The sequence below is a fragment of the Brevundimonas sp. PWP3-1b1 genome, from assembly GCF_049896065.1.
Classification (GTDB): Bacteria; Pseudomonadota; Alphaproteobacteria; order Caulobacterales; family Caulobacteraceae; genus Brevundimonas; species Brevundimonas intermedia_B.
The window spans coordinates 722,672-745,076 of the sequence record NZ_JAFCTO010000002.1; the positions used below are offsets into that span (position 1 = coordinate 722,672).

Consider the following 22,405-nt stretch of genomic DNA (forward strand, 5'->3'; position numbering starts at 1 on the left):
AAGGGCGGGCGTATAAGTCGCATGTCCGCGTGAGTCAACGCTCGGACGGCATTTCGGGAACGATGAACGGATGGCGAAACGAACGGCGAAGGAATGGAGCCTGCGGCTGCTGCCGCTCGCGGCCATCGCCGGCCTGGTGGTCGCCTTCTTCGCCCTGGGCTGGAACCGCTATCTGTCGATGGAACTGATCCGCGAGCACGGGCTGAACCTTCAGGCCTATGCGCGCGCCCATTGGTGGACGGCGCTGGCCGCCTTCATCGCCGTCTATGCCCTGGCGACCGCCTCGACCATCCCTGGGCCGGTCTTTCTGACCCTGCTGGGGGGAATGATGTTCGGACCCTATGTCGGCGCCCTGGCCCAGGCGACGGGGGCCACCATCGGCTCTGTCGTCATCTATTATGTGTATCGTACCTCGATCGGGACCTGGCTTCGCGCCAAGTTCGAGGCCGACGCCGGTTTCATGGATCGGCTGGCCAAGGGGATCGACCGCAACGCCTTCACCACCCTGTTCACCCTGCGCGTGATCCCCAGCGTGCCTTTCGTCCTGGTCAACGCCACGGCGGGCATGATGGCGGTGCCGTTGCGGCCCTATGTGATCGCCACCTTCATCGGCCTGTTGCCCTCCACCTTCATCTACACATGGATCGGGTCGCAGCTGGGCGACCTGCTGCGCGCCGGTGTGCGGCCGGATCTGCCCATGCTGCTGCAACAGTTCTTCTGGCCGCTGATGGGGGTGGTCTTCCTGTCCCTGCTGCTGCCCATCGGCATCAAGCTGTTCCAGATGATCCGTGCACGGCGCAACGCGGGAGCGCCGGCATGAGCGCCCTGTTCGACCGGATCGCCACACGGCTGAACCTGACGCCGGAACAGGCGACCCTGTGGCGCGAACGCCTGACGCCGCGCGCGCCCGACGGCCTGTCGGCGCGGCTCTTGCTGCTGACGGTCGCCTTCACCCTGGCAGTCGAGGGCCTGATCATGGGGCCGAACCTGGCCGCCTTCCACGAGCGCTGGCTGCGTGACCGCCTCCAGGCCGCCGAACTGGCCTCGGTGGGCGTCGAGGCCCTGCCCTATAGCGCGGTCGAGGACGACACGGCGGCCGAACTGATGCGGATCGGCGGGGTCCAGGCCGTGGCCCTGACCGAACAGGGTGTGCGCCGCCTGCTGCTCCAGGCCCCCAACCTGCCGCGCGCGCCCGAACTGATCGACTTGCGGCGCCAGAACAGCTGGGGGCGGCTGACGGACCCCTGGCGCACCCTGTTCGGCCATCCGGACCGCTCGCTGCGGGTGCAGGCCAAGCCGCGCTATCGCTCGGGCGACTTCATCGAGATCGTCACCCCGGCCCAGCCGCTCAAACTCGAACTGAAGGCCTTCCTGCTGAACAGCCTTCTGGTGTCGCTGTTGGTCTCCCTGACGGCGGGCGCCCTGCTCTATGGCGGTCTGGCGCTTCTGGTGCTGCGCCCTCTGCGCCGCGTCACCCGCTCCATGGAACGGTTCGCCGCCGATCCCGAGAGCGAGGCCGAGGCGCCGTCCGACCGGCACGACGAGATCGGCCGGGTCGAACGCGAGCTCAGCCGCATGCAGGAAGAAGTGCGCCATTCGCTGCGTTCGCGCGCCCGACTGGTAGCCCTGGGCGAGGCGGTGGCCAAGATCAATCACGACCTGCGCAACATGCTGACCTCGGCCCAGATGGCGTCCGAGCGGCTCGCGACCTCGGCCGACCCCCAGGTGGCCAAGGCCCTGCCCCGGCTGGAGCGCGCGCTGAGCCGCGCCGCCAATCTGTCGCGCAATGTGCTGGAATACGGCCGCAGCGAAGAACCCGCCGCCCAGAAGACCCGCGTCGTCCTGACCAAGGCCCTGACCCTGGCGGCCGAGGATGCGGGGCTGGAGCCGGAAGGCGTGGCCCTGGTCAAGCAACTGCCGCCGCGCTTCGCCGTCGAGGCCGACCCGGACCAGCTGTATCGCATCCTGGTCAATCTGATGCGCAACGCCCGTCAGGCCATCGAGGCCGATCCCGGCCGTCCGCCGGAGCGGCGCGGCAAGGGTGCGATCACCGTCAGCGCTTTCGGCGAGGGCGGCTTCTGCGTCGTCCGCATCGCCGACGACGGGCCCGGCATTCCGCCGCGCCTGGCCGAGCGCCTGTTCGAACCCTTCGTCAGCTCCAAGAGCTCGGACGGCTCGGGCCTGGGCCTGACCATCTCGCGCGAACTGGCCGCCCTGAACGGCGGCGATCTGCGACTGATCGAGACGGACGGCGCAGGCGCGGTGTTCGAACTGCGCCTGCCCGACTGACTGGCCCTATTCCAGTCCGTCGTCGGACACGACGAAAGGCCGGTTCTCGGCCTTGGCCTGGGCCGCCAGTTCGTCCTGGACCAGATGCCAGCGCCGCAGTCGTTCGTAGTCGATGGCGTGTTCCGGCGAGGCGTCCAGCCAGTGGCGGAAGTCCTCGATCTGAAGTCGGGCGTTGGGCGCGGCGGTATCGGGCAAGGCCGGGACATTCGGCAACTGGCGCGCGACATCGGCGGGAATGGGGAAGTCGCCGGACGAGGTGCTGAGGATCATGCGTCTTCTCGGATGCGGAAACGGTCGGGGAGGTTGAGACCATGCCGTGAAGCTCGGCCGCGCGCCACCTTTTCATGACTGCGGCGTTTTGCATCGGAGCAGTTTATGGCCAAGCTCAATCCGACCGCGGCCCGCATTCAGGAGACACGTCCATGATCGTTCGCACTTCCCTCTCCGTACTGATGCTGGCGGCGGCGCTGTCGAGCCCGGTTCAGGCGCAGACGACCTCGCCCACAGCGCCCGATCCCTATCGCGATCAACGCGCCCTGCCCGATCCGGCCAACCCCGCCAGCCGCGACGCCCTGCTGCAGGCGCGGGGCGAAGCCTACCACCGCGCGAGCGACGATCAGCAGACCGAAGATGAACTGCGCACCACCCGCGCCCTGAACGACGAGATCGCGGCCCAGAACGCCTTGGCCGACAAGGCCGACGAGGCGGCCCGCCTGGACTATGACGCCGCCCTGGCCCGGCATCAGATCGAGGTCAGCCAGGGCGAGGAACAGGCTCGCGCCGCCGCCGAGAGCGCCCGCGCGAGCCAGGCGCAATACGACAGCGACTACGCCGCCTGGCAGGAGCAGGTGCGACTATGCCGGTCAGGCTTCCGCGAGGCTTGCTCCGCGCGGCCGGCCTGGGTCAGGCCGGCGCAATGACCGAGGCCGGCCGCTAGGCCTCCTCAGCCTTCGCCTCGGCGATCAGGGCGTCGTCGATCGCTCGCGCACGGACGGCCGCCGGACGCGACGCAATCCGCTCGGCATAGGCCTGGAAGGCTGGTCGGGCGGGCAGGCTCTTGAACATCAGGCCCCAGGCGATCTGGCTGCCGACATAGACGTCGGCGGCGGTGAACTGATCGCCCAGCAGCCACGGGCTCTTGTCTAGGGCGTGCTCCAGGCCGTCGACGACCTGATCGAACGAACCATAGCCGACCATGGCCGACTTTTCGGCGGGCGGCAGCTGCCCGAGCGACTTGGCCGTCACCGCCGCCTCGACGGGGCCGGCGGCGAAGAACATCCAGCGATAATACAGGCCACGCAGCGGGTCGTCGGTCGCGGGCGCCAGACCGGCGTCAGGGAAGGCGTCGGCCAGATAGGCGCAGATGGCGGCGCATTCGGTCACGACGACGCCGCGATGGATGATCACCGGCACCTTGCCCATCGGATTGATCGCCAGATAGTCGGGCGCCTTCATCCCCGCGTAATCGACCACCACCGTGCGATACGGCTGGCCCACCTCCTCCAGCATCCAGCGGACGATCCGTCCGCGAGACATGGGGTTGGTGTAGAAGACGATCTCGTCGGTCATGGCGCTCTCCCATTTTTCTTGGGCCTACCGCGCTTCGCGCTGCTTGAGGCCGACTATTCTTGGCCTATCGCTTCGCTGCTTGAGGCCTGTCAGCCCGCGACCAGGCTCATGTCGCGACGCGCCATCATGCGGTCGAACTCGGTCCAGACGCCTTCGACCCCGTGCCAGTCGCCTTGCGTCGCGGCCTTGGAATATTCGGTGGCGCGGGCCTCGAAGAAGTTGGCGTGTTCGACGCCCGACAACAGCGATTGCAGCCAGGGCAGCGGGTTTTCCTTCACGCCGAACACTTCCGGCAGCTTCAGCTGACGCAGGCGCCAGTCGGCGATGAAGCGGATGTATTGCTTGATGTCCTCAGGCGTCATGCCCTGGACCGAGCCCATCTCGAAGGCCAGGTCGATGAACTTGTCCTCCATGTTCACCACCGTCTTGCAGCAGTCGACGATATCGTCGGCCACGGTCTTGGTGACGGCCCCCGTCTCCTTGTTGAAGGCGTGGTACAGCTTGATGATGCCTTCGCAGTGCAGGCTTTCGTCGCGCACCGACCAGGACACGATCTGTCCCATGCCCTTCATCTTGTTCTGACGCGGGAAGTTCATCAGCATGGCAAACGACGCGAAGAGCTGAACGCCTTCGGAGAAGCCGCCGAACATGGCCAGGGTCCGGCAGATGTCGGCGTCGGAATCGACCCCGAACTTGCCCATATAGTCGTGCTTGTCCCGCATGGCCTCATATTCCATGAAGGACCCGAACTCGCTCTCGGGCATGCCGATGGTTTCGAGCAGCAGGGCGTAGGCCGCGATATGGATGGTCTCCATATTGCCGAAGGCGGCCAGCATCATCTTCACCTCGGTCGGTTTGAAGACCCGGCCGTAGCGCTCCATGTAGTTGTCCTGAACCTCGATGTCCGCCTGGGTGAAGAAGCGGAATATCTGGGTCAGCAGGTTGCGTTCGCCGTCGTTCAGCGTCGAGGCCCAGTCCTTGATGTCCTCGCCCAGCGGCACTTCTTCGGGCATCCAGTGGACCTGCTGCTGCTTCTTCCACATGTCGAACGCCCACGGATAGCGGAACGGCTTGTAGGCGGCGGACGGGGTCAGCAGACCGGCGCGTTCGGGAAGGATGATCGGGGTGATGGCGTTCATCGAACTGGACCTGAAGCGATTCCGGAGAGACGTTCACCATGCGACTCTCGAACCCCGGCGCCAAGTCGAATTTGGTCTATGTTGCGTCACATTTTCTGACAGACGCTATATCTGGTAGATTTGCTTCAGGATTCTGGGGAGGGAGCTGGGGACGAATTCGCGCCCTCCAGCAACGCTTGGCCTCAGGCGGCCTGGGCGTCCACCTGGCGCTCGGCGACCGCATCGAACACGGCCTCGATGGCGGCGTAGAGTTTGGCCTGAGTGACGGGCTTGGCCAGATGGCCATCCATGCCGGCGGCGATACACCGGGCGGCGTCCTCGGGCATGGCTTCGGCGGTGACGGCCAGGACCGGCACGTCGCGCAAGGGGGCGTCCAGGGCGCGAATGGCGCGGGTGGCGGCGATGCCGTCCATCACCGGCATCCGCACGTCCATCAGCACCAGATCGAAGGGCTGGACCGCCAGCGCCGCCAAGGCCTGTTGGCCGTCCGCCGCCTCTACGGTCTCGCAATCGGCGGCCTGGAGCATGATCCGCAGCAGGTCGCGATTGGCCGGATGATCGTCGACGATCAGGATGCGCGTCCGCCGGCTGTGCAGCGGCACGGACTCCGGCCCTTCGACGGCTTCGATCGCCGGGGCGGGAATCATCAGGGTGAAGGTCGAGCCGCCCCATTTCGTGCTGTCGACCGTGACGACGCCGTCCAGACAGTCGATGTGATTCTTCGCCAGGGCCAGACCGACGCCGGCGCCCTCGTGGGCCCGGCTGGTGGTGGCGTCGGCCTGTTCGAACAGGCGGAAGACCCCGGCCCGCGTCAGTTCGTCCATGCCGCAGCCGGTGTCGGAAACGACGAAGGAGAGCCGGTCGTCGATCCGGTCGACGGCGATGGTCACGCCGCCCCGCCCGGTGAACTTGACCGCGTTGTTGCTGAGGTGATGCAGAATCTGACGCAGGCGCCGGGCGTCGATCATGACCGGCCCCTCGGCGGCGGGGGTAATGGTGAGGGCGAAGTCCAGACGCTTGACCGAGGCCCATTCGCGCGCCGGGCCCACGGCCTCTTCGACCACCGCGCGCACGTCATTGGGCTTGGGCGTGACCTCGGCGCCGCCGCACGAGACCTCCAGCAGGTCCTCGACCAGCCGCAGCATGGTCTCGCTGCAGTGACGAATGGCGTCGACCTGGCGCAGGCCTTCGTCGTCCATGCACGGACGCCGCGACAACAGATCCGCATAGCCGGTGACGCCGGTCAGAGGCGTGCGCATCTCATGGCTCATCATGGCCAGGAACCGACCCTTGACGGCATAGGCCGCCTCGGCGCGCTGACGGGCCGACAGCGCCGCCTCGGTGCGCGCCTTCAGCCGCTCCACCAGGCGACGGCGCTCGGTGGACAGGGTGGTGATGGGCAGGGCCGTACCGACCACGCACAGCAGAAACAGATGGAAGGCGTTCATCTGACGCATGACCGTAGGCAGAGCGTCCAGAACCGGGTCGTGCGTCAGACGTGTCAGGACGATCGGTCCATGACCGCTGAGCGTCGCCACGCCGCCGATCACGGCGACCATCACCACCGAACCCGCCGTCGTCGGGGGACACAGACGGAAGGCCAGCAGGATAAGGGGCGGGAAGATCGCAAACATGATCGGCGCCGCGGACTGGGAGAAGACCCACAGGCTGACGCCCCCGACCAACGCCAGCAGGGCGGCCGCCTCCGTCAACGTGGCCTGGGCGTCTTGGCGGAAACGGTGGTTACGAGCCAGCAGCAACAGGGACGGCGTGACGATCATCATCGCCAGCATCTCCATGTCGAACAGGTGGTGCATGCGGAAGCCCAGTGTCCCCGGCACCTTCCAGCTCATCAGTATGGCAACGCCGCCCGCCAGCAGGGTGCTGAGGAGGACCGCAGGCGCAGCGGCGAAGACGGCGAAACGGAACAGACGCCAGGGCCGGCGCATATCCAGCGCGGCGCCACAGAATCGACGCGCCAAAAGGACGGCGACGACCACCTGGGTCATGTTCAGGGCGACATTGGTGAACATCATCACGACGGGGCCGCCCCGCACGATGTTGCCGATCAGATTGATGGCGGCGCAGGCGGCCATGACGGCGACAGCCGGGCGGCGATGAAGTTGCAGCACTGCGGCCAGAAGCACGGCATTCGCGGGCCACAGCACGGTGGCGCCGAAGGTGTTCATGCTCCACTGACCCACCACCAGGCACAGAACGAACAGCGCGACATAGGCGTACGGGGGCGGTCCTGCCGCCCTGCCGGCCTCATGGCGGAAGAACCGCCAGCGCCCGCGTTCTGCGTTCACCCACTTCAATCCCATGACCGAACGGTGACATGCAGGAGTTAAGGAGACCGTAGCAGCCAACCTAGGTAGAATTGCGGAACCGCCGTTCAGCGTCGCCGTTTCCCTGCCCTCGCAGGAAGGGCCCGAACCGATGTCAGATATGATTACCGAACCGACGTTCGAACCGCCTGCGGACGCCCTGGCCTTCTACGAGGAAAGCCTGCGCCTGCTGAAGGAGAGCGGCATTCCCTTCCTGCTGTCTGGCACCTATGCGGTCACGGCCTATACGGGCATCCGCCGTCCGACCAAGGACCTGGACGTCTTCTGCAAGCCCGGCGACTATCCCCGCATCCTGGCCTTCTTCCAGAAGCACGGCTACCGCACCGACGTCGAGGACGAGCGCTGGATCGCCAAGGTCTGGAAGGACGAGAAACACTTCTTCGACGTCATCTTCGCCATGTCGAACGGCACGATCGCCGTGTCCGACAGCTGGTTCAGCGAGGATCGGATCACCGTCTATGGCCATCAGGTCCAGATCACCCCGCCCACGGCCCTGATCCTGTCCAAGGTCTTCATCCAGGACCGCTATCGCTATGACGGCGCCGACGTGAACCACGTCATCCTGAAACAGTCCGACGCCATCGACTGGAAGAGCCTGCTGGATCAGATGGACCTCTATTGGGAGGTTCTGGCCGCCCATCTGCTGAACTTCCGCTTCGCCTATCCGACCGAGCGTGACCGGGTCCCGCGCTGGCTGATGGAAGAGCTGGTCGAACGGCTGACGGCCCAGATCGACCTGCCGGCGCCGCGCGTGAAGGTCTGTCGCGGTCGCCTGTTCAGCCCGCGCGACTATGTCGCCGATGTCGCCGAATGGGGCTTTGGCGACGTGGTCGGCAAGGGGCTGGAAGAGCGCCACGACCCCGTCAACCTGGGCCACTGAAAGGGAGAGCCGCCATGACTGATGCTGCGCCGGACCCGCAGACCACCCAGCCCGGCCTGGAGCCCGGCCCCGCCAGGAAGATGCGCGTCGCCGCCGTCGGCGACCTGCATGTGGGCGAAGCCACCGAGCACAGCTATCGCGACCTGTTCGAACGGGTGTCGGACGACGCGGACGTGCTGTGCCTGTGCGGCGACCTGACCAACTACGGCAAGACGCCCGAGGTCGAGCGGCTGCTGGAAGACCTGAAGCTGTGCAAGATTCCGATGGTCGGGGTGCTGGGCAATCACGAACACGAGTGCGGCCAGCCTGAGCATGTGACCAGGATGCTGACCGACGCCGGGGTCAGGATGCTGACCGGCGAAGCCTATGAGATCGACGGCGTCGGCTTTGCGGGCGGCAAGGGGTTCGTCGGCGGTTTCGGTCGCTACATGCTCAGCTCGTTCGGCGAGGCCTCGGTCAAGCGGTTCGTGCAAGAGGCGGTCGAGGACGCCAACCAGATCGAGAATTCGATCCGCATGCTGCGCACCGAACGCTCGGTGGTGCTGCTTCACTATGCCCCCGTCGTCGAGACGGTGATGGGCGAACCGCCCGAAATCCACGCCTTCCTGGGCTCGTCGCGCTTGGCCGAGACCATCGACCGCTATGACAACGTCAGCCTGGTCGTGCACGGCCACGCCCATCGCGGCGGGCCGGAGGGGCGCACCAACAAGGGGGTGCCGGTCTATAATGTCGCCCTACCGGTGCTGCGGACCTTGGGCGACACCCCTTATCGGGTCTTTGAAATCTGATCCGGGTGTAGGAGTGTGCCGTCCAAGGCGGATACTTGAGCCTTATCTCTGGTCGCGCAGCGGCCTGTTTCGGAGTTTCCCATGCGTCTTCTGTCTTCCGTCGCGGCCGTCGCCGCCCTGGCCCTGACCACCCCGGCCTTCGCCGCCGGCCAGACGCCTGCGCCCCAGGCGGCGCCCGCTCCCGCCGCCACCCCTGCGCCGACCGAAGAGACGGAGAGCCCGGAAGCGGCCGCCTTCGAAGCCAAGGGCGAAGCCTTCGGCGAGAAGATGGAGGCCATGTCCAACGAAATGCAGGCCGCGGCCGCCCAAACGGACAAGGCCAAGGCCAAGACGGATCTCGACGCTCTCCAGGTGCGCTATCAGCCTGAAGCCGACGCCTTCGCCCAAGAGCTTCAGGCCTTCGCCGTGACCCAGGGCGCGCCCGCCGATCAGATGGCCGCCGTTGCGGCGCAGATCCAGGGCATCCCCGCCAAGGTTCGCACCCAAGTCGAGCAGGCCGCCGCCGCGCCGGCCGCCCCAGCCCCAGCCCCCGCCCAACCGCAGTAAGCCGCGCCTTACCGCGATTTCACTTGAGACGGGGCGGCGCAGGGTCGAGTTTGCGCGGGTCATTCAACGGGAGCCCTCCCATGATCCGCCTGCTCAGCCTGACCGCCGCCCTGGCGCTCCTGCCCCTGTCCTCCGCCCTGGCCCAGGACGCGGCGCCCGCACCTGAATCCGCCGAAGCCCGGCTGGAAACCGCCGCCTCCGCCTTCGAGGCGCGCATGGAAGCGTTCGGCGAACGCGCCGAGGCCATCTCCGAAGACAAAAGTCTGAGCGAAAGCGTGCGCGGCCAACGCGTCGCCGCCCTGTGGGCCGAATATGCGCCGGACGTGGCCGCCTTCACCGCCGAGGCGACCAAACACGCATCCGAGATCGCCGCCCAGGCGCTGAAGGACATCGACGTCGACGCCCTGGTCGCCGACGCCATGAACGACCCCGAGGTCAAACAGGCGATGGAAGAGGGCGTGCATAAGGGCGTCGTCACCGCCAACGGCATCGCCCAGAACAGCGCCTGGACCAATCCGACCCCCGAGCAGATGGAAACCTATAGCCTGGTCGCCCAGTACGCTCTGGATCAAGCCGCCGACGCCGTCGTCGAGGACGAGATGGCGGCCGAGGTTCCCGAAGCGCCGGAGCCGCCCGAAGCCCCGGAACGTCCGACGGCGTAACTCCGCCCTCTCCTCCCCACTTGAGGGGAGGGTGACCGCGAAGCGGTGGAGGGGCTCTTGAAGTCCCGCTGGCGCCGGTGGTGCGTCAAAGAACCCCTCCATCACGGCGCTGAAGACGCGCCGCGCCACCTCCCCATGGAAATGGGGAAGAGACGGAGGTCCTTGACCGCGCCGACCTAAGCAGCGACATCGCGCCGCATGTCCGCCCTGCCCGTCGATCCGCACCTCTATTCGACCTTCCTAGGCGTGATGGCGGTGATGGCGATCACGCCTGGCCCGGCCAATCTGTTCGCGGTCGCCGCAGGGGTCGAGAAGGGCCGCGCCTCGGCCCTGGTCGGGGTGGTCGGGATGAATGCGGCGACCCTGGTGTGGTTCGGCGCGGCGGCCCTGGGTCTGGGCGCCCTGGTCAAGGCCTTCCCCGCCGCCTTCAAGGTCATCGCCGTCCTGGGCGCCCTGTATGTCGCCTGGCTGGGGATCAAGGCCCTACGCGGCGCCTTCGCAACCGCCGCCCAGCCTGACCACGTCGTCGTCAAGAAGGGGCGCAGCGCCCTGATCGATGGGTTCGCCGTCCAGATCGCCAACCCCAAGGCCATCCTGTTCTTCACCGCCGTCCTGCCGCCGTTCGTGGACGTGAACCGGCCGGTCGCGCCGCAGCTGGCCCTGTTCGCTATCGCCGTGATCGGCATGGATATGATGTCGATGAGCGCCTACGCCCTGTCCGGCGCCGCCCTGTCGCGTCGCATGCAGCAGCCCCGGTTCAAGCGCGGATTCGGGATCTTCGTCGGCGCCCTTTTGCTGACCGCTTCGGTCCTGATCGCTCTGCGCATCTAGACGCGACCGCGCTTCGTCCTAGATTGAGGGGGAACGCCGCCATTCATGCTCCGTTCAGCCGTCAGCGCGCCCGAATGGGCGATCAAGGAGTTTGATTTCATGAAAGCCCTTCCACTGAAGACCCTGGCGATGACGGTCGCCGCCGGCCTCGCGCTGGCGGCCTGCGCCACCGCCACCCCCTATCAGCCCGCCGGCTTCAACGGCCAGCGCGGCGGCTATGCCGAGCAACGCCTGGAGAACGACCGATTCCGCGTCAGCTTCTCGGGCAACTCGCTGACCTCGCGCGAGCAGGTCGAGCAGTCGCTGCTGCTGCGTTCGGCCGAACTGACCGTCGAGAGCGGCTATGACTGGTTCGCCACAGTCAACCGCGCCACCGACCGCGACACCCGCTTTGTCGGCACGCCCGACCCGTTCTATGCGGGCTACAACCGCTTCTACAGCCCCTACTGGGGTCCGTCGTGGCGCTACTATCGCGGCGGCTTCTGGAGCCCGTGGGACCGTTACGGCCCGTGGGGCGCCAACGACTTCGACGTGCGTCAGGTCGATCGGTTCGAGGCCAATGCCGAGATCGTGCTGGGACGCGGACCCAAGCCCGCCGGCGACCCCAACGCCTTCGACGCCCGCGAGGTGATCCAGAACCTGGGCCCGCAGGTCACGCGACCGGCGGCGTAAACGCGTCGTCTCCTCCCTGTTCGCGCAGCGAATGGGGAGGGGGACCGCCGGCGAAGCCGGTGGTGGAGGGGCTCTTGAAGTCCCACCGACGCCTGTAATGTGGTTCAGAACCCCTCCGTCACGACGCGAAGACGCGCCGCGCCACCTCCCCATCGCTCCGCGATAGGGAGGAGACATTCAAAACATTAGCCCACCCGCGGCGACTTCAGCCGGCGCTTGTTGGAGTGGGTGGCCGGCGCCGTGCCCAGGGCCTCGGGCACCTCGCCCTTGAAGTAATACCGCTGCCACGCCTCCTTGGCCGCGTCGGGATCGCCGCCGGCGAGACGCTGGTTGAAGTCGGTGCGGGCGCGATTCCAGGCCTCGAACTGGCCCTTCATCACCGGGTTGGACTCCAGGGTGCGGATGATCGGCTGGAACTGCTCGACCTTCTTGTGCTCGATCAGATTGATGAAGCAGAAGGGCTCGCCCTTCTCGAAGGTGATCCGGCCCGGCCGGGTGAAGATCCAATTCATCGTGAAGGGGAAGGGCAGCCAGTCCGTCTCGATCAGGCCGACCAGCGGCTGGATTCCGTCCTTCACATGGTTGGGCGACCCCGAGCACATCATCCCCCAGCCCGGCGGCGTGCGGAACAGATATTGCGGGTGCATGGTCAGGACGCCGCGCGAGAAGTGCGAGGTGACGAAATGGTCCAGATCGTGCTGGGGCCGGTCCGGCGTAATGACGATGTCTTCCTGACGCGGGCCGCCGTTCCATTCGGCCGAGAAGCCGAACGGACACAGGATCTCCCACCCCGTGGTGTTGGCCATGTTCAGCGGCAGGCACCGATAGGGGTGGCGGCTGATGAAGGCGTCCATCCAGTTGCGCGACTGGCGGCCGGGCACCAGATCCGGCGGCCGAGCCGTCATCGGATAGCATTCCAGTTCCAGCGGGCGTGTCTTGACGGTATCGACCATGGACAGTTCCTAACGCCCGAAACCCGACGGCTCAACCATGACTGACGAACCCGCTTTCGACCGCGAGACATTGACCGTCTGGCTGACCGCGAACGGCGTGGATCACGTCACCCACGACCACCCGGCCGTCTTCCGCGTCGAGGAGGGGCTGGACCTCAAGGCCGACCTGCCCGGCGCCCACACCAAGAACCTGTTCCTGAAGGATCACAAAGGCCGCCTCTGGCTGATCTCGGCCCGCCAGGACACGGTCATCGATCTGAAGCTCGCGGCCGCCGCCATGGGCTCAGGCCGGCTGTCGTTCGGAAACGAGACGCTGATGTTCGACACCCTGGGCGTCCGCCCCGGCTCTGTCACGGCGCTGGGCCTGATCAACGACATCGACCGCCGCGTCACCTTCGTCCTGGACCGCCGCCTGTGGGACGCCGACATCGTCAACTTCCACCCCCTGACCAATACGGCGACGACGGCGCTGGATCAGACGGCGTTCCGGCGGGTGCTGACCTTGCTGGGACGAGAGCCGGTGGTCGTGGATTTTGGGGCGTTCGGCTGACCAAGGGCGGAACGTCGTGGCCTTTGCGACGGGCCGGGCGATCAGTTTGCGATGGAGCCTATTCCGATTTCGACCAATTGCGGATTAGCTGCTGGACAACTCCCCTTGAAGTTGCCGCTTCGTCAATCTACGGGCAACATGTATTTTTTGAGATGAGACCTACCCTTGCTCGCTGCCCTTCTTGTCACTTCGATACTGGCGCAAACCCAGCCGCCGCCGCCATCCACGCAATGTTTGCATGAGGTCGCGGCTATCAATCGCGAGCATTTCAACTCCAACAACTCAGTGCTGGTCGATCTTTTCACGGACAAGTTCGTGAAGATCTGGACCAGCGCAACAGTGGCCCGTGATTCCGAGGCGGAGGCCGTTGGAAGGGGTCGCGAGTTGCTGAGAAAATTGCGAGATGACGAGTCGAATGGCGTCGCTCCGCCCGGATCATATGCATCGGCTCGCAGCATGATGTTGCGGGATATAGAGGCTGCCAGCCGCAACGGTCTCACCCTGCTTCACAGGCTCGCACCTGCATGCCCATGGCCGGCGCCTAGCGCGCCAATTGCGGAGCGTCTGGGCTGAAGGGACGAAGGATGACGAAGGGCGTCAATGTCCGCCTTCCCACCCCTGACGACATCTTCCGCAGTCGCTTGACGCTTGGCGTCGCCGCCCCATCTTGTGATGAACGGAGGCCGGTTCACTTCCCGCAAACGGAGGATTTCAGACAATTCAGACGAATTAGACTCTGTTTTTCGGCGGCCCAAGTCTGAAATCCCGGCGCGACCCTATCGCCGCTTGATGCCGACGCATCCCGACGCCATCTGAACCGTTGACCCTGACCGACCCTGCACGGACTTCGCCCATGACACTGCTCGATCCGACCCTGACCCCCGGCCACTCCGGCGAAGACCTGATCAAGGAAGGCACCGACGCCTCCTTCATGACCGACGTGATCGAGGCGTCGAAGCATCAGCCGGTCATCGTGGATTTCTGGGCCACCTGGTGCGGGCCGTGCCGGACCCTGGGCCCGGCGCTGGAGAAGAATGTGCGCGCCGCCAAGGGGGCGGTGAAGATGGTCAAGATCGATGTGGACGCCAATCCGGCCTATGCGGGCCAGCTGCGGGTTCAGTCGATCCCCACCGTCTACGCCTTCGTCGACGGTCAGCCGGTGGACGGCTTCCAGGGCGCGATTCCCGACAGCCAGATCAAGGCCTTCATCGACAAGCTGACCGGGGGCGCGGGAGGCTCGACCGAGACGGCGCAACTGCTGGAGCTGGGCGAGGAATCTCTGGGTCTGAACGACTTCGGCGGCGCGGCCCAGGCCTTCGCCCACGTCCTGTCGATCGAGCCCGAGAACGAAAAGGCCATCGCCGGCATGGCGCGGGTCTATCTGGCGGGCGGCGACCATGAGCAGGCGCTGCAGACCATCGCCATGGCTCCGCAGGACTCCAAGGAGCCGACGGTCCAGAGCGTACGCGCCCAACTGGCCCTGGCGGCGAAAGCCCCGTCAGGCGCTTCGGCCGAGCTGGAGGCCAAGGTCGCAGCCGATCCGAACGATCACCAGGCCCGGTTCGACCTCGCCGAGGCCCAGAGCGCGGCCGGCGATTTCCAGGGCGCGGTCGACAATCTGCTGCACATCATCAAGGCCGACCGCGAGTGGAACGAACAGGCGGCGCGCAAGCAGCTGCTGGTCATCTTCGAAGCGGCGGGCGTCAGTTCCGACGTGGCCAAGGACGGGCGGCGCCGGCTGTCGTCCATCCTGTTTTCGTAGGTTGGAGTCCATGCCTCAGGGCTATGTTCGAGCGCTCGACCTGCCGCAGGTGATCCCGGTGTTCCCGCTGGGCGGGACCATCCTGCTGCCGCGCGGGCAACTGCCGCTGAACATCTTCGAGCCGCGCTATCTGAACATGGTGGACGACGCCATGGCCGGGGATCGGATCATCGGCCTGGTCCAGCCCAATGGCGGAACCCCTGCCCTGCCCAGCCTGTCGCCGATCGGCTGCGCCGGGCGGATCACCAGCTTCGCCGAAACCTCGGACGGGCGCTATCTGATCACCCTGACCGGAGTATCGCGGTTCCGCATCGCCGCCGAGATGCCGTCCAAGGCGCCCTATCGCCAGATCCGCGCCGCCTTCGAGGCCTATGAATCCGATCTGGTCTCTCCGCCCGAAGAGCCGGATTTCGACCGCGAGGCCTTTCTGGACGCCCTGCGCGCCTACATGGCCCACCGCCTGCTGGACATCGACTGGGAGACGGCCGAGAGCGCACCGATGGAGGCCCTGGTCAACAGCCTGTCGATGGCCCTGCCGTTCGAGCCGGCCGAGAAACAGGCGCTGCTGGAGGCCATGGGCCTGATGCCCCGCGCCGAGGCCCTGACCGCCCTGCTGCGCATCGACGCCGCCGACGCCGGTGACGACGCCGCGCCGTCCATGCAATAAGCGGCCACGCTTTCAGGAAACCGCCATGAGTGACGCCTTCAATACGCCTGTGTCCGTCGATCCCCGCCTGCTTGAGGTGCTGGTCTGTCCGGTCACGCGCGGCAAGCTGACCTATGACCGCGACGCGGGCGAGCTGATCTCGGCCGGCGCCAAGCTGGCCTATCCGATCCGCGAGGGCGTGCCGATCATGCTGGCCGAGGAAGCGCGTCAGCTGGACTAGATTTCTCGCCTACCTCCCCTCGTCATCCTCGCCCCTGTGGCGAGGGTCCATACTCTCGGTTCATGTCGTGACCCCCGGTTCCGACGGAGCGTATGGATACTCGGGACAAGCCCGAGGATGACGGGTTGAGAAGATCAACTTCACCCGTGCCACCCGCGTCGAGGATCTGTTCATGCTCAAAGTCGCCATCCAGATGGACCCGATCGAGGCCGTCGACATCGCCGGGGACACCAGCTTCCTGATGGCCGAGACGGCCCAGGCGCGCGGCCACAAACTGTGGGTCTACGACTTCCGCACCCTGGCGCTGGAGGAGGGCCGCCTCTACTGCCGCGCCCGGCCGATCACCGTGCGGCGCGAGGTCGGAAACCACGTCGATTTCGGCGACTGGGTGAAGCTGGACCTGGCCGAGGACGTGGACGTGATCCTGATGCGTCAGGATCCGCCCTTCGACATGGCCTATGTCACCGCCACCTATCTGCTGGAGACGGTGCACCCCCGGACCCTGGTGGTCAACGACCCGGCCCAGGTGCGCTCGGCGCCCGAGAAGCTGATGGTCACCGCCTTCCCCGGGCTTCAGCCGCCGACCCTGATCTCGGCCGACCCGGTCGCCCTGACCGCCTTCCATCAGAAGCACGGCGAAGTGGTGCTGAAGCCCCTGCACGGCAACGGCGGCTCGGGCGTGATCAAGCTGCGCGCCGACGACCCCAATCTGGACGCCCTGATCGAGATCCACGCCGCCGGCAGCCGTGATCCGCTGGTGATCCAGAAATTCATCCCGGCCGTGTCCAAGGGCGACAAGCGGATCATCCTGATCGACGGCGAGCCCGTCGGCGCCATCAACCGCGTCCCTGCGGCCGGCGCCGTCCGCTCCAACCTGCACGTCGGCGGCACCGCCATGCCGGTCGAACTGACCCCGCGCGATCTGGAGATCTGCGCCGCCATCGGCCCGACCCTGAAGGAACGCGGCCTGATCTTCGTCGGCATCGACGTGATCGGCGACTATCTGACCGAGATCAACGTCACCTCCCCCACCGGCGCCCAGCAGCTGAAGACCTTCACCGGCATCGACGCCACGGCCCTGATGTGGGACGTGATCGAAAGGAAACGCGCCGACGCTGCGGCGTAACGGGAGGGAAAACTGATGAGACGACTTCAACCGGCGCCGGCCGCCCTGGCCGTCGGCCTGACGTTCTGTGCATCGGCAGCCCTGGCGCAGGAGGCGCCGCGCCGGCCGTCCGTGGAGACCTTGGAGCGGATCATCGAAACCCGCACGCCAGAGATTCGCGTCGCGGCGCCGGACCACGACCGCATCACCGCCCGCCGCATCGACATCGTGGATGAGGACGGGACGATCCGCATGACCCTGTCGGGCCAGACGCCCGCCCCGATCATCGACGGCATCCAGTACAAGCGCGCCTTCAACGTGTCCGGCCTGATCCTCTATGACGAGAACGGCAGCGAGCGCGGCGGCTTCGGTACGGCCGACGTGGACGGCGGCATGGCCGTGCTGGCCCTGGATCATCCCGCGATGGACGCCATCGGCTGGCGCGTCTCGCCCGACGGCGCGGTCAGCTTCTCGATCAATCAGGCCCCGCCGCTGGTCCGCGAGCCGGCCCTGGGCGACCGGCTGGTCCCGGGCGTCGAGACGCCGACGCGTATCCGGATGGTCGTGGCCGCAGATGGGACGCCGGCCATCGCCCTGAACGACAAGGCGGACCGGACCCGCCTGCGCCTGACGGTGACGGACGAAGGCTACGGAGCGATCGAGTTCCTCAATGCCCAGGGCCAGGTGATCCATACCCTGGCCCCCGAGGCCGATCTGCCCTGACACCTCTTGCCGCCGAACGCAGTTCGTGGTTTGTTCCTTTGATTGCAAAGGGAGGCCGTCATGGTTGCGAGGGTTGTCACGGTCGCCTTTGACGGGGTGGAGGCCCGGCGCGTAGACGTCGAGGTCCAGCTGGTCGGTCAGAACCGGGAGACGGTCTTCACCATCGTCGGCCTGCCGGACAAGGCGGTGGCCGAAAGCCGCGAACGGGTGCGCGGCGCCTTTTCCGGCATCGGCCTGGCTCTGCCGGCGGCGCGGATCATCGCCAATCTCGCGCCCGCCGACCTGCCCAAGGAGGGCAGCCATTTCGACCTGCCCATCGCCCTCGCCTTGATGGCGGCCATGGGGGTGATCGCGCCGGACGCCTTGGACGGCTGGGCCGCCATCGGGGAACTGGGGCTGGATGGACAGATCGCGCGGGTCGGCGGCGCCCTGCCGGCCGCCGTCGCCGCCGACGCCATGGGCCTGGGTTTGATCTGTCCCGAGGCGACGGGACCGGAGGCGGCCTGGGCCGGCGGCGCGCGCATCCTGGCGCCGCGCTCGCTGATCGGTCTGGTCAATCACTTCAAGGGAACCCAGGTGCTGCGCGCGCCCGAGCCCGGCCCGCTGGCCAGCGGCAAGGCCGTGCCCGACCTGCGCGAGGTCAAGGGCCAGGAAAGCGCCAAGCGCGCGCTGGAGATCGCGGCGGCCGGCGGCCACAACCTGCTGTTCATCGGCCCGCCGGGATCGGGCAAGTCGATGATGGCGCAACGCCTGCCCGGCCTTCTGCCGCCCCTGACCTCGCAGGAACTGCTGGAGACCTCAATGGTCTGGTCGGTCGCCGGCCTGATCGAACGCGGCGCCCTGACACGGGATCGACCGTTCAGAAGCCCGCACCATTCGGCGTCGATGGCGGCCCTGACGGGCGGCGGTCACCGCGCCAAGCCCGGTGAAGCCTCCCTCGCGCACAACGGCGTGCTGTTCCTTGACGAACTGCCGGAATACAGCGCCCAGGCCCTGGATTCGCTCCGGGCCCCGCTGGAGACCGGCGAGATCGTCGTCGCCCGCGCCAACGCCCACATCCGCTATCCGGCGCGGTTCCAGCTGGTGGCGGCGATGAATCCCTGCCGCTGCGGCATGGGCGGGGCCGGACGCGGCGCCTGCGGCAAGGCTCCGCGTTGCCAGCGCGACTATCAGAACCGCGTTTCCGGCCCGATGTTCGACCGGATCGACCTGACGGTAGAGACGCCGCCGGTGACCGCCGCCGACATGGCCCTGCCGCCGCCCGCCGAGGGCACGGCCGAGGCCCGGGCGCGCGTGGCCACCGCCCGCGCCATGCAGGAGGACCGAGTGCGCGAGGCGGGGCTGGATCCGGCCCAGGGTTTGAACGCCCGCGCATCCGGCGACACCCTGGACCGGTTCGCCACGCCCGACGAAGCGGGGCGCATGCTGCTGATGCGGGCGGGCGAGGCCGGGGGGCTGACGGCGCGCGGCTGGACCCGCACATTGCGCCTGGCGCGCACCATCGCCGATCTGGACGGCTGCACCGGCGTGCTGCGCCGCCACATCGCCGAGGCCCTGATCTATCGCCGCAACACCGTCGGCGCCGAGGCCGATTTCGATCGGCGCGTGGCGTCCCGAAGCGACGCAGCGTTTGGAATGCGCGAAGACGACGGCAAACAAGCGCCCTTCCTTCATTCGTGACGGCCGCGAGATGGAGGGATCCTTAACCCGCAGCCGTTAGGGTCCGCACGAACGGGGAAGCGACCATGGCGCGACGCACGGCGACGAAGCGGATCGAGGATCAGGCGATGCCGCCTGCGGATCCCGCCCAGCAGTTCCTGCGGCTGATGAGCCACGAGATGCGCACGCCGCTGAACGGCGTCATCGGCATGATCAACCTCTTGCAGCGAACCCGGCTGGACGGCGCCCAGCGCGCCTATGCCGAAAACGCGCGCCAGTCGGCGGAACATCTGCTGGGTCTGGTCAACGACCTGTTGGACTATGCGCGGCTGGAGGCCGGGGCGCTGGAGTTCGACCTGGCCCCCGTCGATCTAGAGGGGCTGGTGCGCGGTGTCGCCGAACTGCTCAGCCCTCGCGCCCACGATAAGGGCCTGGAGATCGTCTGGTCGGTCGCCGCCGACGCGCCCGATGTCCTGGCCGACGAGGGTCGGCTGCGCCAGGTTCTGTTCAATCTCGCCGGCAATGCCGTGAAGTTCACCGAGGCCGGCGGCGTGCGGATCACGGTCGAACGCGCCGGCGGCAGCGCGGCCCGCCCGCGCTTGGCCTTTCTGGTGGACGACACCGGGCCGGGCGTCGCGCCCGAGGCCCGCGCGCGCATCTTCGAGGAGTTCGGCCACGCCGATTCCTCCGACGCCGTGCGACATGACGGCGCCGGCCTGGGGCTGGCGGTCGTGCGCAAACTGGCCGCCGCCATGGAGGGCTCGGTTCGCGTGGAGGATCGGCCCGACGGCGCCGCATCCGGCAGGGGCGCCCGCTTCCGCTTCGAGGCCGCCTTCGCCGCCGTCGCCGTGGCGCGGGACAAGCCGCTGCGCAACCACACGGTCGCGGTGCGCTCGCCCGACCCCTTCGTCCTGTCCGCCGCCAGCGCCCAGATCGAGGCCTCTGGCGGCACGATCGCCGACCAGGCGCCGGTGACCCTGGTCGACCACGCCTGCGCCTCGGCGGGAAGTCTGGCCGCCCTGCCCGCCGCCGGTCGCGGCATCGTCCTGCTGAAACCATCCGAGCGCGACCTGATCGCCCGCTATCGATCCGCCGGCTTCCACGGCTATCTGATCAAGCCGCTGCGCCGCGCCTCCCTGGCCGAGCGGGTCCTGGCGGCCATCGGCGCCGAGACGGGCGACAGAAGCGCCGCCCCCATCGCAGCCCATGTCGAGGACGACCGCGTCTCGCCCGTTCAGTTCGCCGGCATTCGCGTGCTGCTTGCCGAGGACAACCCCGTCGGCGCGCTTCTGGCCCGCACCCTGCTGCGCCGCGAAGGCTGCACCGTCGAGACCGCCGCCACCGGCGAGGAAGCCGTCGCGGCCCTGAAGCGCGCGCGCTACGACGTGGTCTTCATGGACATGCGGATGCCGGGCATGGACGGCCCCGCCGCCGCCCGCGCCATCCGCGCCGGCGGCGACACGACGCCCATCCTGGCCCTGACAGCCAACGCCTTCGCCGAGGACCGCCGCGCCTGTCTGGAGGCCGGCATGGACGACCATATCGTCAAGCCGCTGGACGCCGACGCCCTGCGCGCCGCCCTGGCCCGCTGGACGAAGCGCGACATCCGCGCCAAGGTCGGCTGAGTTACAGGCGCCCGCGTTTCCGGCCGCCGCGCCGGAGCCGTGCATGACCGACCAAGCCACCCCCGCAGAGACCACGCCCAAAAAGGCGGCCGGAGCAACTGATGTCCTGAAGGCGCTGGGGCGCGGACGCGTACTAATCACCCTGCTGATCGGCCTAGGCTCAGGCTTACCCTTCATGCTGGTCGGCAACACCCTCGGCATGTGGCTGCGTGAGGGCGGGACGGAGTTGGCGGCGATCGGCTTCATCTCCTGGGTGGGCCTGGCGTATTCGCTGAAATTCCTGTGGGCGCCGGTGATTGACAGGGTCGATGTGCCATTGCTGGGCCGGCTAGGACGGCGTCGAGGCTGGCTGTTGTTGTCCCAGATCGCCGTCGGCCTTTCGTTGATCGCCATGGCCCTGATCGGGCCGGAAGGCGGCTTGACCCTTTTGGGTGCGGCGGCCTTGGCGACAGCCTTCTCGGCCGCGACACAGGATATCGTCGCCGATGCCTGGCGGATCGAGAGCGCCGAGAGCGACGAGGATCAGGGTCTGCTGACCTCGGCTTTCCAGCTCGGTTATCGCGCGGCGATACTGGCCGGCAACGCGCTGATCCTCTTCGTCGCCTCCGGCATCGGCTGGAATGGCGCCTACGGCCTGTATGGCGCGGCTATGGGGATCGCCGTCATCGCGACCCTGTTCGCAAAGGAGCCGGTGGATCGCCGGACCTTGGAGCAGGTCACGGGACAGGTGTCGCTGCTCTCACCCCGCGGCCTTTTCGACGCAATTGTCGGCCCGTTTGTCACCTTCCTGAAAACTCACGGTGGGGCGGCGATCCTGATGTTGGCGGCGATCAGCCTTTATCGTCTGCCGGACTTCGTCATGGGGCCGATGATTGGCCCCTTCTACACCGACCTGGGGCTGGCCAAGGAAACCGTCGGCGCCATGCGCCTGAGCGTCGGGCTTGTCGCGTCGTTGCTAGGCATCGCTGCAGGGGGTCTGTTCTCGGTCCGGTTTGGCTTCGGCAAAACCCTGCTGCTGGGCGCCCTGATCGGACCGATGTCGAACCTTGGCTATACGGTCATGGCGGTCGTCGGCCTGTCGACCCCGGTATTCGGCGGCGTTCTGTTCGTGGAAAACTTCTCCGAAGGTTTCGCCGGCGCGGCTCTTGTCGCTTACATGGCCAGCCTGACCAGCATCGGCTATACGGCGACGCAATATGCCCTGTTGAGTTCGTTCTACGCTCTGCTCGGCAAATTCCTGAAAGGTTTGTCGGGCGTCGCCGTTGAAGGGCTGGAGCAAGGACGCCCTCTCATGGAAGCCTATGCTCTGTTCTTCGCCGCGACGGCTGCAGTCGGTGTGCCTGCAGTCTTGCTGTGCTGGATTCTTTTGCGCCGACAGAGACCGCAGGCGGAGACTTCGGCGACGCCATAGCCTTCA

The 22,405-nt window shown here is 67.2% G+C and carries 23 protein-coding genes; 18 read left to right on the top strand and 5 right to left on the bottom strand.

The window, feature by feature from the left end:
* The first annotated feature begins 70 nt into the window (after window positions 1–70).
* On the top strand, window positions 71–820 hold the full coding sequence (locus ACP69V_RS15320; RefSeq protein WP_426024613.1) for a TVP38/TMEM64 family protein: 750 nt from the start codon (window positions 71–73) through the stop codon (window positions 818–820).
* Window positions 817–2,289, top strand: a complete 1,473-nt coding sequence (locus tag ACP69V_RS15325) for a sensor histidine kinase (RefSeq protein ID WP_426024614.1) — start codon at window positions 817–819, stop codon at window positions 2,287–2,289. Before ACP69V_RS15320 ends, ACP69V_RS15325 begins: the two co-directional genes overlap by 4 nt.
* Before the next feature lie 6 nt (window positions 2,290–2,295).
* On the opposite strand, the gene ACP69V_RS15330 is transcribed toward ACP69V_RS15325, so the two are convergent.
* Window positions 2,296–2,559, bottom strand: a complete 264-nt coding sequence (locus tag ACP69V_RS15330) for a hypothetical protein (protein ID WP_135194411.1) — start codon at window positions 2,557–2,559, stop codon at window positions 2,296–2,298.
* A 152-nt stretch (window positions 2,560–2,711) separates the two neighbouring features.
* Here ACP69V_RS15330 and ACP69V_RS15335 point away from each other — a divergent pair, with 152 nt between their 5' ends.
* Window positions 2,712–3,209, top strand: coding sequence for a hypothetical protein (locus ACP69V_RS15335; protein ID WP_426024615.1), 498 nt, complete (start codon window positions 2,712–2,714; stop codon window positions 3,207–3,209).
* Window positions 3,210–3,222: 13 nt separating this feature from the next.
* Here the strand turns inward: ACP69V_RS15335 and ACP69V_RS15340 are convergent, their stop codons facing one another.
* From ACP69V_RS15340 to ACP69V_RS15350, 3 genes are all read right to left on the bottom strand, one after another.
* A complete protein-coding gene (locus tag ACP69V_RS15340; RefSeq protein WP_426024616.1) occupies window positions 3,223–3,858 on the bottom strand; it encodes a glutathione S-transferase family protein in 636 nt (211 codons plus the stop codon).
* Between the two features lie 89 nt (window positions 3,859–3,947).
* Window positions 3,948–4,997, bottom strand: coding sequence for a ribonucleotide-diphosphate reductase subunit beta (locus tag ACP69V_RS15345; protein ID WP_135194408.1), 1,050 nt, complete (start codon window positions 4,995–4,997; stop codon window positions 3,948–3,950).
* 182 nt (window positions 4,998–5,179) lie between these two features.
* A complete protein-coding gene (locus ACP69V_RS15350) occupies window positions 5,180–7,306 on the bottom strand; it encodes a response regulator (protein ID WP_426024617.1) in 2,127 nt (708 codons plus the stop codon).
* A 130-nt stretch (window positions 7,307–7,436) separates the two neighbouring features.
* Here ACP69V_RS15350 and ACP69V_RS15355 point away from each other — a divergent pair, with 130 nt between their 5' ends.
* The 6 genes from ACP69V_RS15355 to ACP69V_RS15380 all read left to right on the top strand — a co-directional run bounded on the left by ACP69V_RS15355 (window position 7,437) and on the right by ACP69V_RS15380 (window position 11,724).
* Window positions 7,437–8,225 carry a hypothetical protein gene (locus ACP69V_RS15355; protein WP_426024618.1) on the top strand — a complete coding sequence of 263 codons (789 nt, stop codon included), beginning with the start codon at window positions 7,437–7,439 and terminating at the stop codon, window positions 8,223–8,225.
* Window positions 8,226–8,239: 14 nt separating this feature from the next.
* Window positions 8,240–9,013: a metallophosphoesterase family protein gene (locus ACP69V_RS15360; protein WP_426024619.1), complete on the top strand. Its 774-nt coding sequence runs from the start codon at window positions 8,240–8,242 to the stop codon at window positions 9,011–9,013.
* 81 nt (window positions 9,014–9,094) lie between these two features.
* Entirely contained in the window at window positions 9,095–9,559 is a 465-nt protein-coding gene (locus ACP69V_RS15365) for a translation initiation factor IF-2 (RefSeq protein WP_426024620.1), read from the top strand.
* 80 nt (window positions 9,560–9,639) lie between these two features.
* Window positions 9,640–10,221, top strand: a complete 582-nt coding sequence (locus ACP69V_RS15370; RefSeq protein WP_426024621.1) for a hypothetical protein — start codon at window positions 9,640–9,642, stop codon at window positions 10,219–10,221.
* Between the two features lie 198 nt (window positions 10,222–10,419).
* Window positions 10,420–11,052, top strand: a complete 633-nt coding sequence (locus tag ACP69V_RS15375; RefSeq protein ID WP_426024622.1) for a LysE family translocator — start codon at window positions 10,420–10,422, stop codon at window positions 11,050–11,052.
* A gap of 99 nt (window positions 11,053–11,151) precedes the next feature.
* Window positions 11,152–11,724, top strand: a complete 573-nt coding sequence (locus ACP69V_RS15380; protein WP_426024623.1) for a CC0125/CC1285 family lipoprotein — start codon at window positions 11,152–11,154, stop codon at window positions 11,722–11,724.
* A gap of 185 nt (window positions 11,725–11,909) precedes the next feature.
* On the opposite strand, the gene ACP69V_RS15385 is transcribed toward ACP69V_RS15380, so the two are convergent.
* Complete coding sequence (locus tag ACP69V_RS15385) at window positions 11,910–12,677, bottom strand: DUF6065 family protein (RefSeq protein WP_425981497.1); 768 nt, start codon at window positions 12,675–12,677, stop codon at window positions 11,910–11,912.
* A gap of 37 nt (window positions 12,678–12,714) precedes the next feature.
* Here ACP69V_RS15385 and ACP69V_RS15390 point away from each other — a divergent pair, with 37 nt between their 5' ends.
* The 9 genes from ACP69V_RS15390 (at window position 12,715) to ACP69V_RS15430 (ending at window position 22,399) form a co-directional block, all read left to right on the top strand.
* Window positions 12,715–13,227 carry a prolyl-tRNA synthetase associated domain-containing protein gene (locus ACP69V_RS15390; RefSeq protein WP_426024624.1) on the top strand — a complete coding sequence of 171 codons (513 nt, stop codon included), beginning with the start codon at window positions 12,715–12,717 and terminating at the stop codon, window positions 13,225–13,227.
* An 853-nt stretch (window positions 13,228–14,080) separates the two neighbouring features.
* Complete coding sequence (locus ACP69V_RS15395; RefSeq protein WP_426024625.1) at window positions 14,081–14,989, top strand: tetratricopeptide repeat protein; 909 nt, start codon at window positions 14,081–14,083, stop codon at window positions 14,987–14,989.
* A gap of 10 nt (window positions 14,990–14,999) precedes the next feature.
* The gene (locus tag ACP69V_RS15400) at window positions 15,000–15,656 is read left to right on the top strand and encodes an LON peptidase substrate-binding domain-containing protein (protein WP_135194399.1); all 657 of its coding nucleotides are present in this window, start codon (window positions 15,000–15,002) and stop codon (window positions 15,654–15,656) included.
* A gap of 25 nt (window positions 15,657–15,681) precedes the next feature.
* Window positions 15,682–15,876: a Trm112 family protein gene (locus tag ACP69V_RS15405; RefSeq protein ID WP_271164955.1), complete on the top strand. Its 195-nt coding sequence runs from the start codon at window positions 15,682–15,684 to the stop codon at window positions 15,874–15,876.
* 172 nt (window positions 15,877–16,048) lie between these two features.
* A complete protein-coding gene (gene gshB, locus ACP69V_RS15410) occupies window positions 16,049–17,002 on the top strand; it encodes a glutathione synthase (RefSeq protein WP_426024626.1) in 954 nt (317 codons plus the stop codon).
* Window positions 17,003–17,017: 15 nt separating this feature from the next.
* Window positions 17,018–17,704, top strand: coding sequence for a hypothetical protein (locus ACP69V_RS15415; RefSeq protein WP_426024627.1), 687 nt, complete (start codon window positions 17,018–17,020; stop codon window positions 17,702–17,704).
* A gap of 60 nt (window positions 17,705–17,764) precedes the next feature.
* A complete protein-coding gene (locus tag ACP69V_RS15420) occupies window positions 17,765–19,384 on the top strand; it encodes a YifB family Mg chelatase-like AAA ATPase (RefSeq protein ID WP_426024628.1) in 1,620 nt (539 codons plus the stop codon).
* Window positions 19,385–19,449: 65 nt separating this feature from the next.
* The gene (locus ACP69V_RS15425; RefSeq protein ID WP_426024629.1) at window positions 19,450–20,988 is read left to right on the top strand and encodes a response regulator; all 1,539 of its coding nucleotides are present in this window, start codon (window positions 19,450–19,452) and stop codon (window positions 20,986–20,988) included.
* Between the two features lie 43 nt (window positions 20,989–21,031).
* Window positions 21,032–22,399, top strand: coding sequence for an AmpG family muropeptide MFS transporter (locus ACP69V_RS15430; protein ID WP_426020690.1), 1,368 nt, complete (start codon window positions 21,032–21,034; stop codon window positions 22,397–22,399).
* Window positions 22,400–22,405 lie beyond the last annotated feature (6 nt).

What these genes read in the sequence shown, in the direction of transcription:
- ACP69V_RS15400 (WP_135194399.1), top strand. Translation starts at nt 15,000, where the DNA reads ATGCCTCAGGGCTATGTTCGAGCGCTCGACCTGCCGCAGGTGATCCCG.
- ACP69V_RS15325 (WP_426024614.1), top strand. Translation starts at nt 817, where the DNA reads ATGAGCGCCCTGTTCGACCGGATCGCCACACGGCTGAACCTGACGCCG.
- ACP69V_RS15365 (WP_426024620.1), top strand. Translation starts at nt 9,095, where the DNA reads ATGCGTCTTCTGTCTTCCGTCGCGGCCGTCGCCGCCCTGGCCCTGACC.
- ACP69V_RS15405 (WP_271164955.1), top strand. Translation starts at nt 15,682, where the DNA reads ATGAGTGACGCCTTCAATACGCCTGTGTCCGTCGATCCCCGCCTGCTT.
- ACP69V_RS15425 (WP_426024629.1), top strand. Translation starts at nt 19,450, where the DNA reads ATGGCGCGACGCACGGCGACGAAGCGGATCGAGGATCAGGCGATGCCG.
- gshB (WP_426024626.1), top strand. Translation starts at nt 16,049, where the DNA reads ATGCTCAAAGTCGCCATCCAGATGGACCCGATCGAGGCCGTCGACATC.
- ACP69V_RS15430 (WP_426020690.1), top strand. Translation starts at nt 21,032, where the DNA reads ATGACCGACCAAGCCACCCCCGCAGAGACCACGCCCAAAAAGGCGGCC.
- ACP69V_RS15415 (WP_426024627.1), top strand. Translation starts at nt 17,018, where the DNA reads ATGAGACGACTTCAACCGGCGCCGGCCGCCCTGGCCGTCGGCCTGACG.
- ACP69V_RS15420 (WP_426024628.1), top strand. Translation starts at nt 17,765, where the DNA reads ATGGTTGCGAGGGTTGTCACGGTCGCCTTTGACGGGGTGGAGGCCCGG.
- ACP69V_RS15355 (WP_426024618.1), top strand. Translation starts at nt 7,437, where the DNA reads ATGTCAGATATGATTACCGAACCGACGTTCGAACCGCCTGCGGACGCC.
- ACP69V_RS15385 (WP_425981497.1), bottom strand. Translation starts at nt 12,677, where the DNA reads ATGGTCGATACCGTCAAGACACGCCCGCTGGAACTGGAATGCTATCCG.
- ACP69V_RS15380 (WP_426024623.1), top strand. Translation starts at nt 11,152, where the DNA reads ATGAAAGCCCTTCCACTGAAGACCCTGGCGATGACGGTCGCCGCCGGC.
- ACP69V_RS15330 (WP_135194411.1), bottom strand. Translation starts at nt 2,559, where the DNA reads ATGATCCTCAGCACCTCGTCCGGCGACTTCCCCATTCCCGCCGATGTC.
- ACP69V_RS15345 (WP_135194408.1), bottom strand. Translation starts at nt 4,997, where the DNA reads ATGAACGCCATCACCCCGATCATCCTTCCCGAACGCGCCGGTCTGCTG.
- ACP69V_RS15340 (WP_426024616.1), bottom strand. Translation starts at nt 3,858, where the DNA reads ATGACCGACGAGATCGTCTTCTACACCAACCCCATGTCTCGCGGACGG.
- ACP69V_RS15375 (WP_426024622.1), top strand. Translation starts at nt 10,420, where the DNA reads ATGTCCGCCCTGCCCGTCGATCCGCACCTCTATTCGACCTTCCTAGGC.
- ACP69V_RS15390 (WP_426024624.1), top strand. Translation starts at nt 12,715, where the DNA reads ATGACTGACGAACCCGCTTTCGACCGCGAGACATTGACCGTCTGGCTG.
- ACP69V_RS15335 (WP_426024615.1), top strand. Translation starts at nt 2,712, where the DNA reads ATGATCGTTCGCACTTCCCTCTCCGTACTGATGCTGGCGGCGGCGCTG.
- ACP69V_RS15395 (WP_426024625.1), top strand. Translation starts at nt 14,081, where the DNA reads ATGACACTGCTCGATCCGACCCTGACCCCCGGCCACTCCGGCGAAGAC.
- ACP69V_RS15320 (WP_426024613.1), top strand. Translation starts at nt 71, where the DNA reads ATGGCGAAACGAACGGCGAAGGAATGGAGCCTGCGGCTGCTGCCGCTC.
- ACP69V_RS15370 (WP_426024621.1), top strand. Translation starts at nt 9,640, where the DNA reads ATGATCCGCCTGCTCAGCCTGACCGCCGCCCTGGCGCTCCTGCCCCTG.
- ACP69V_RS15360 (WP_426024619.1), top strand. Translation starts at nt 8,240, where the DNA reads ATGACTGATGCTGCGCCGGACCCGCAGACCACCCAGCCCGGCCTGGAG.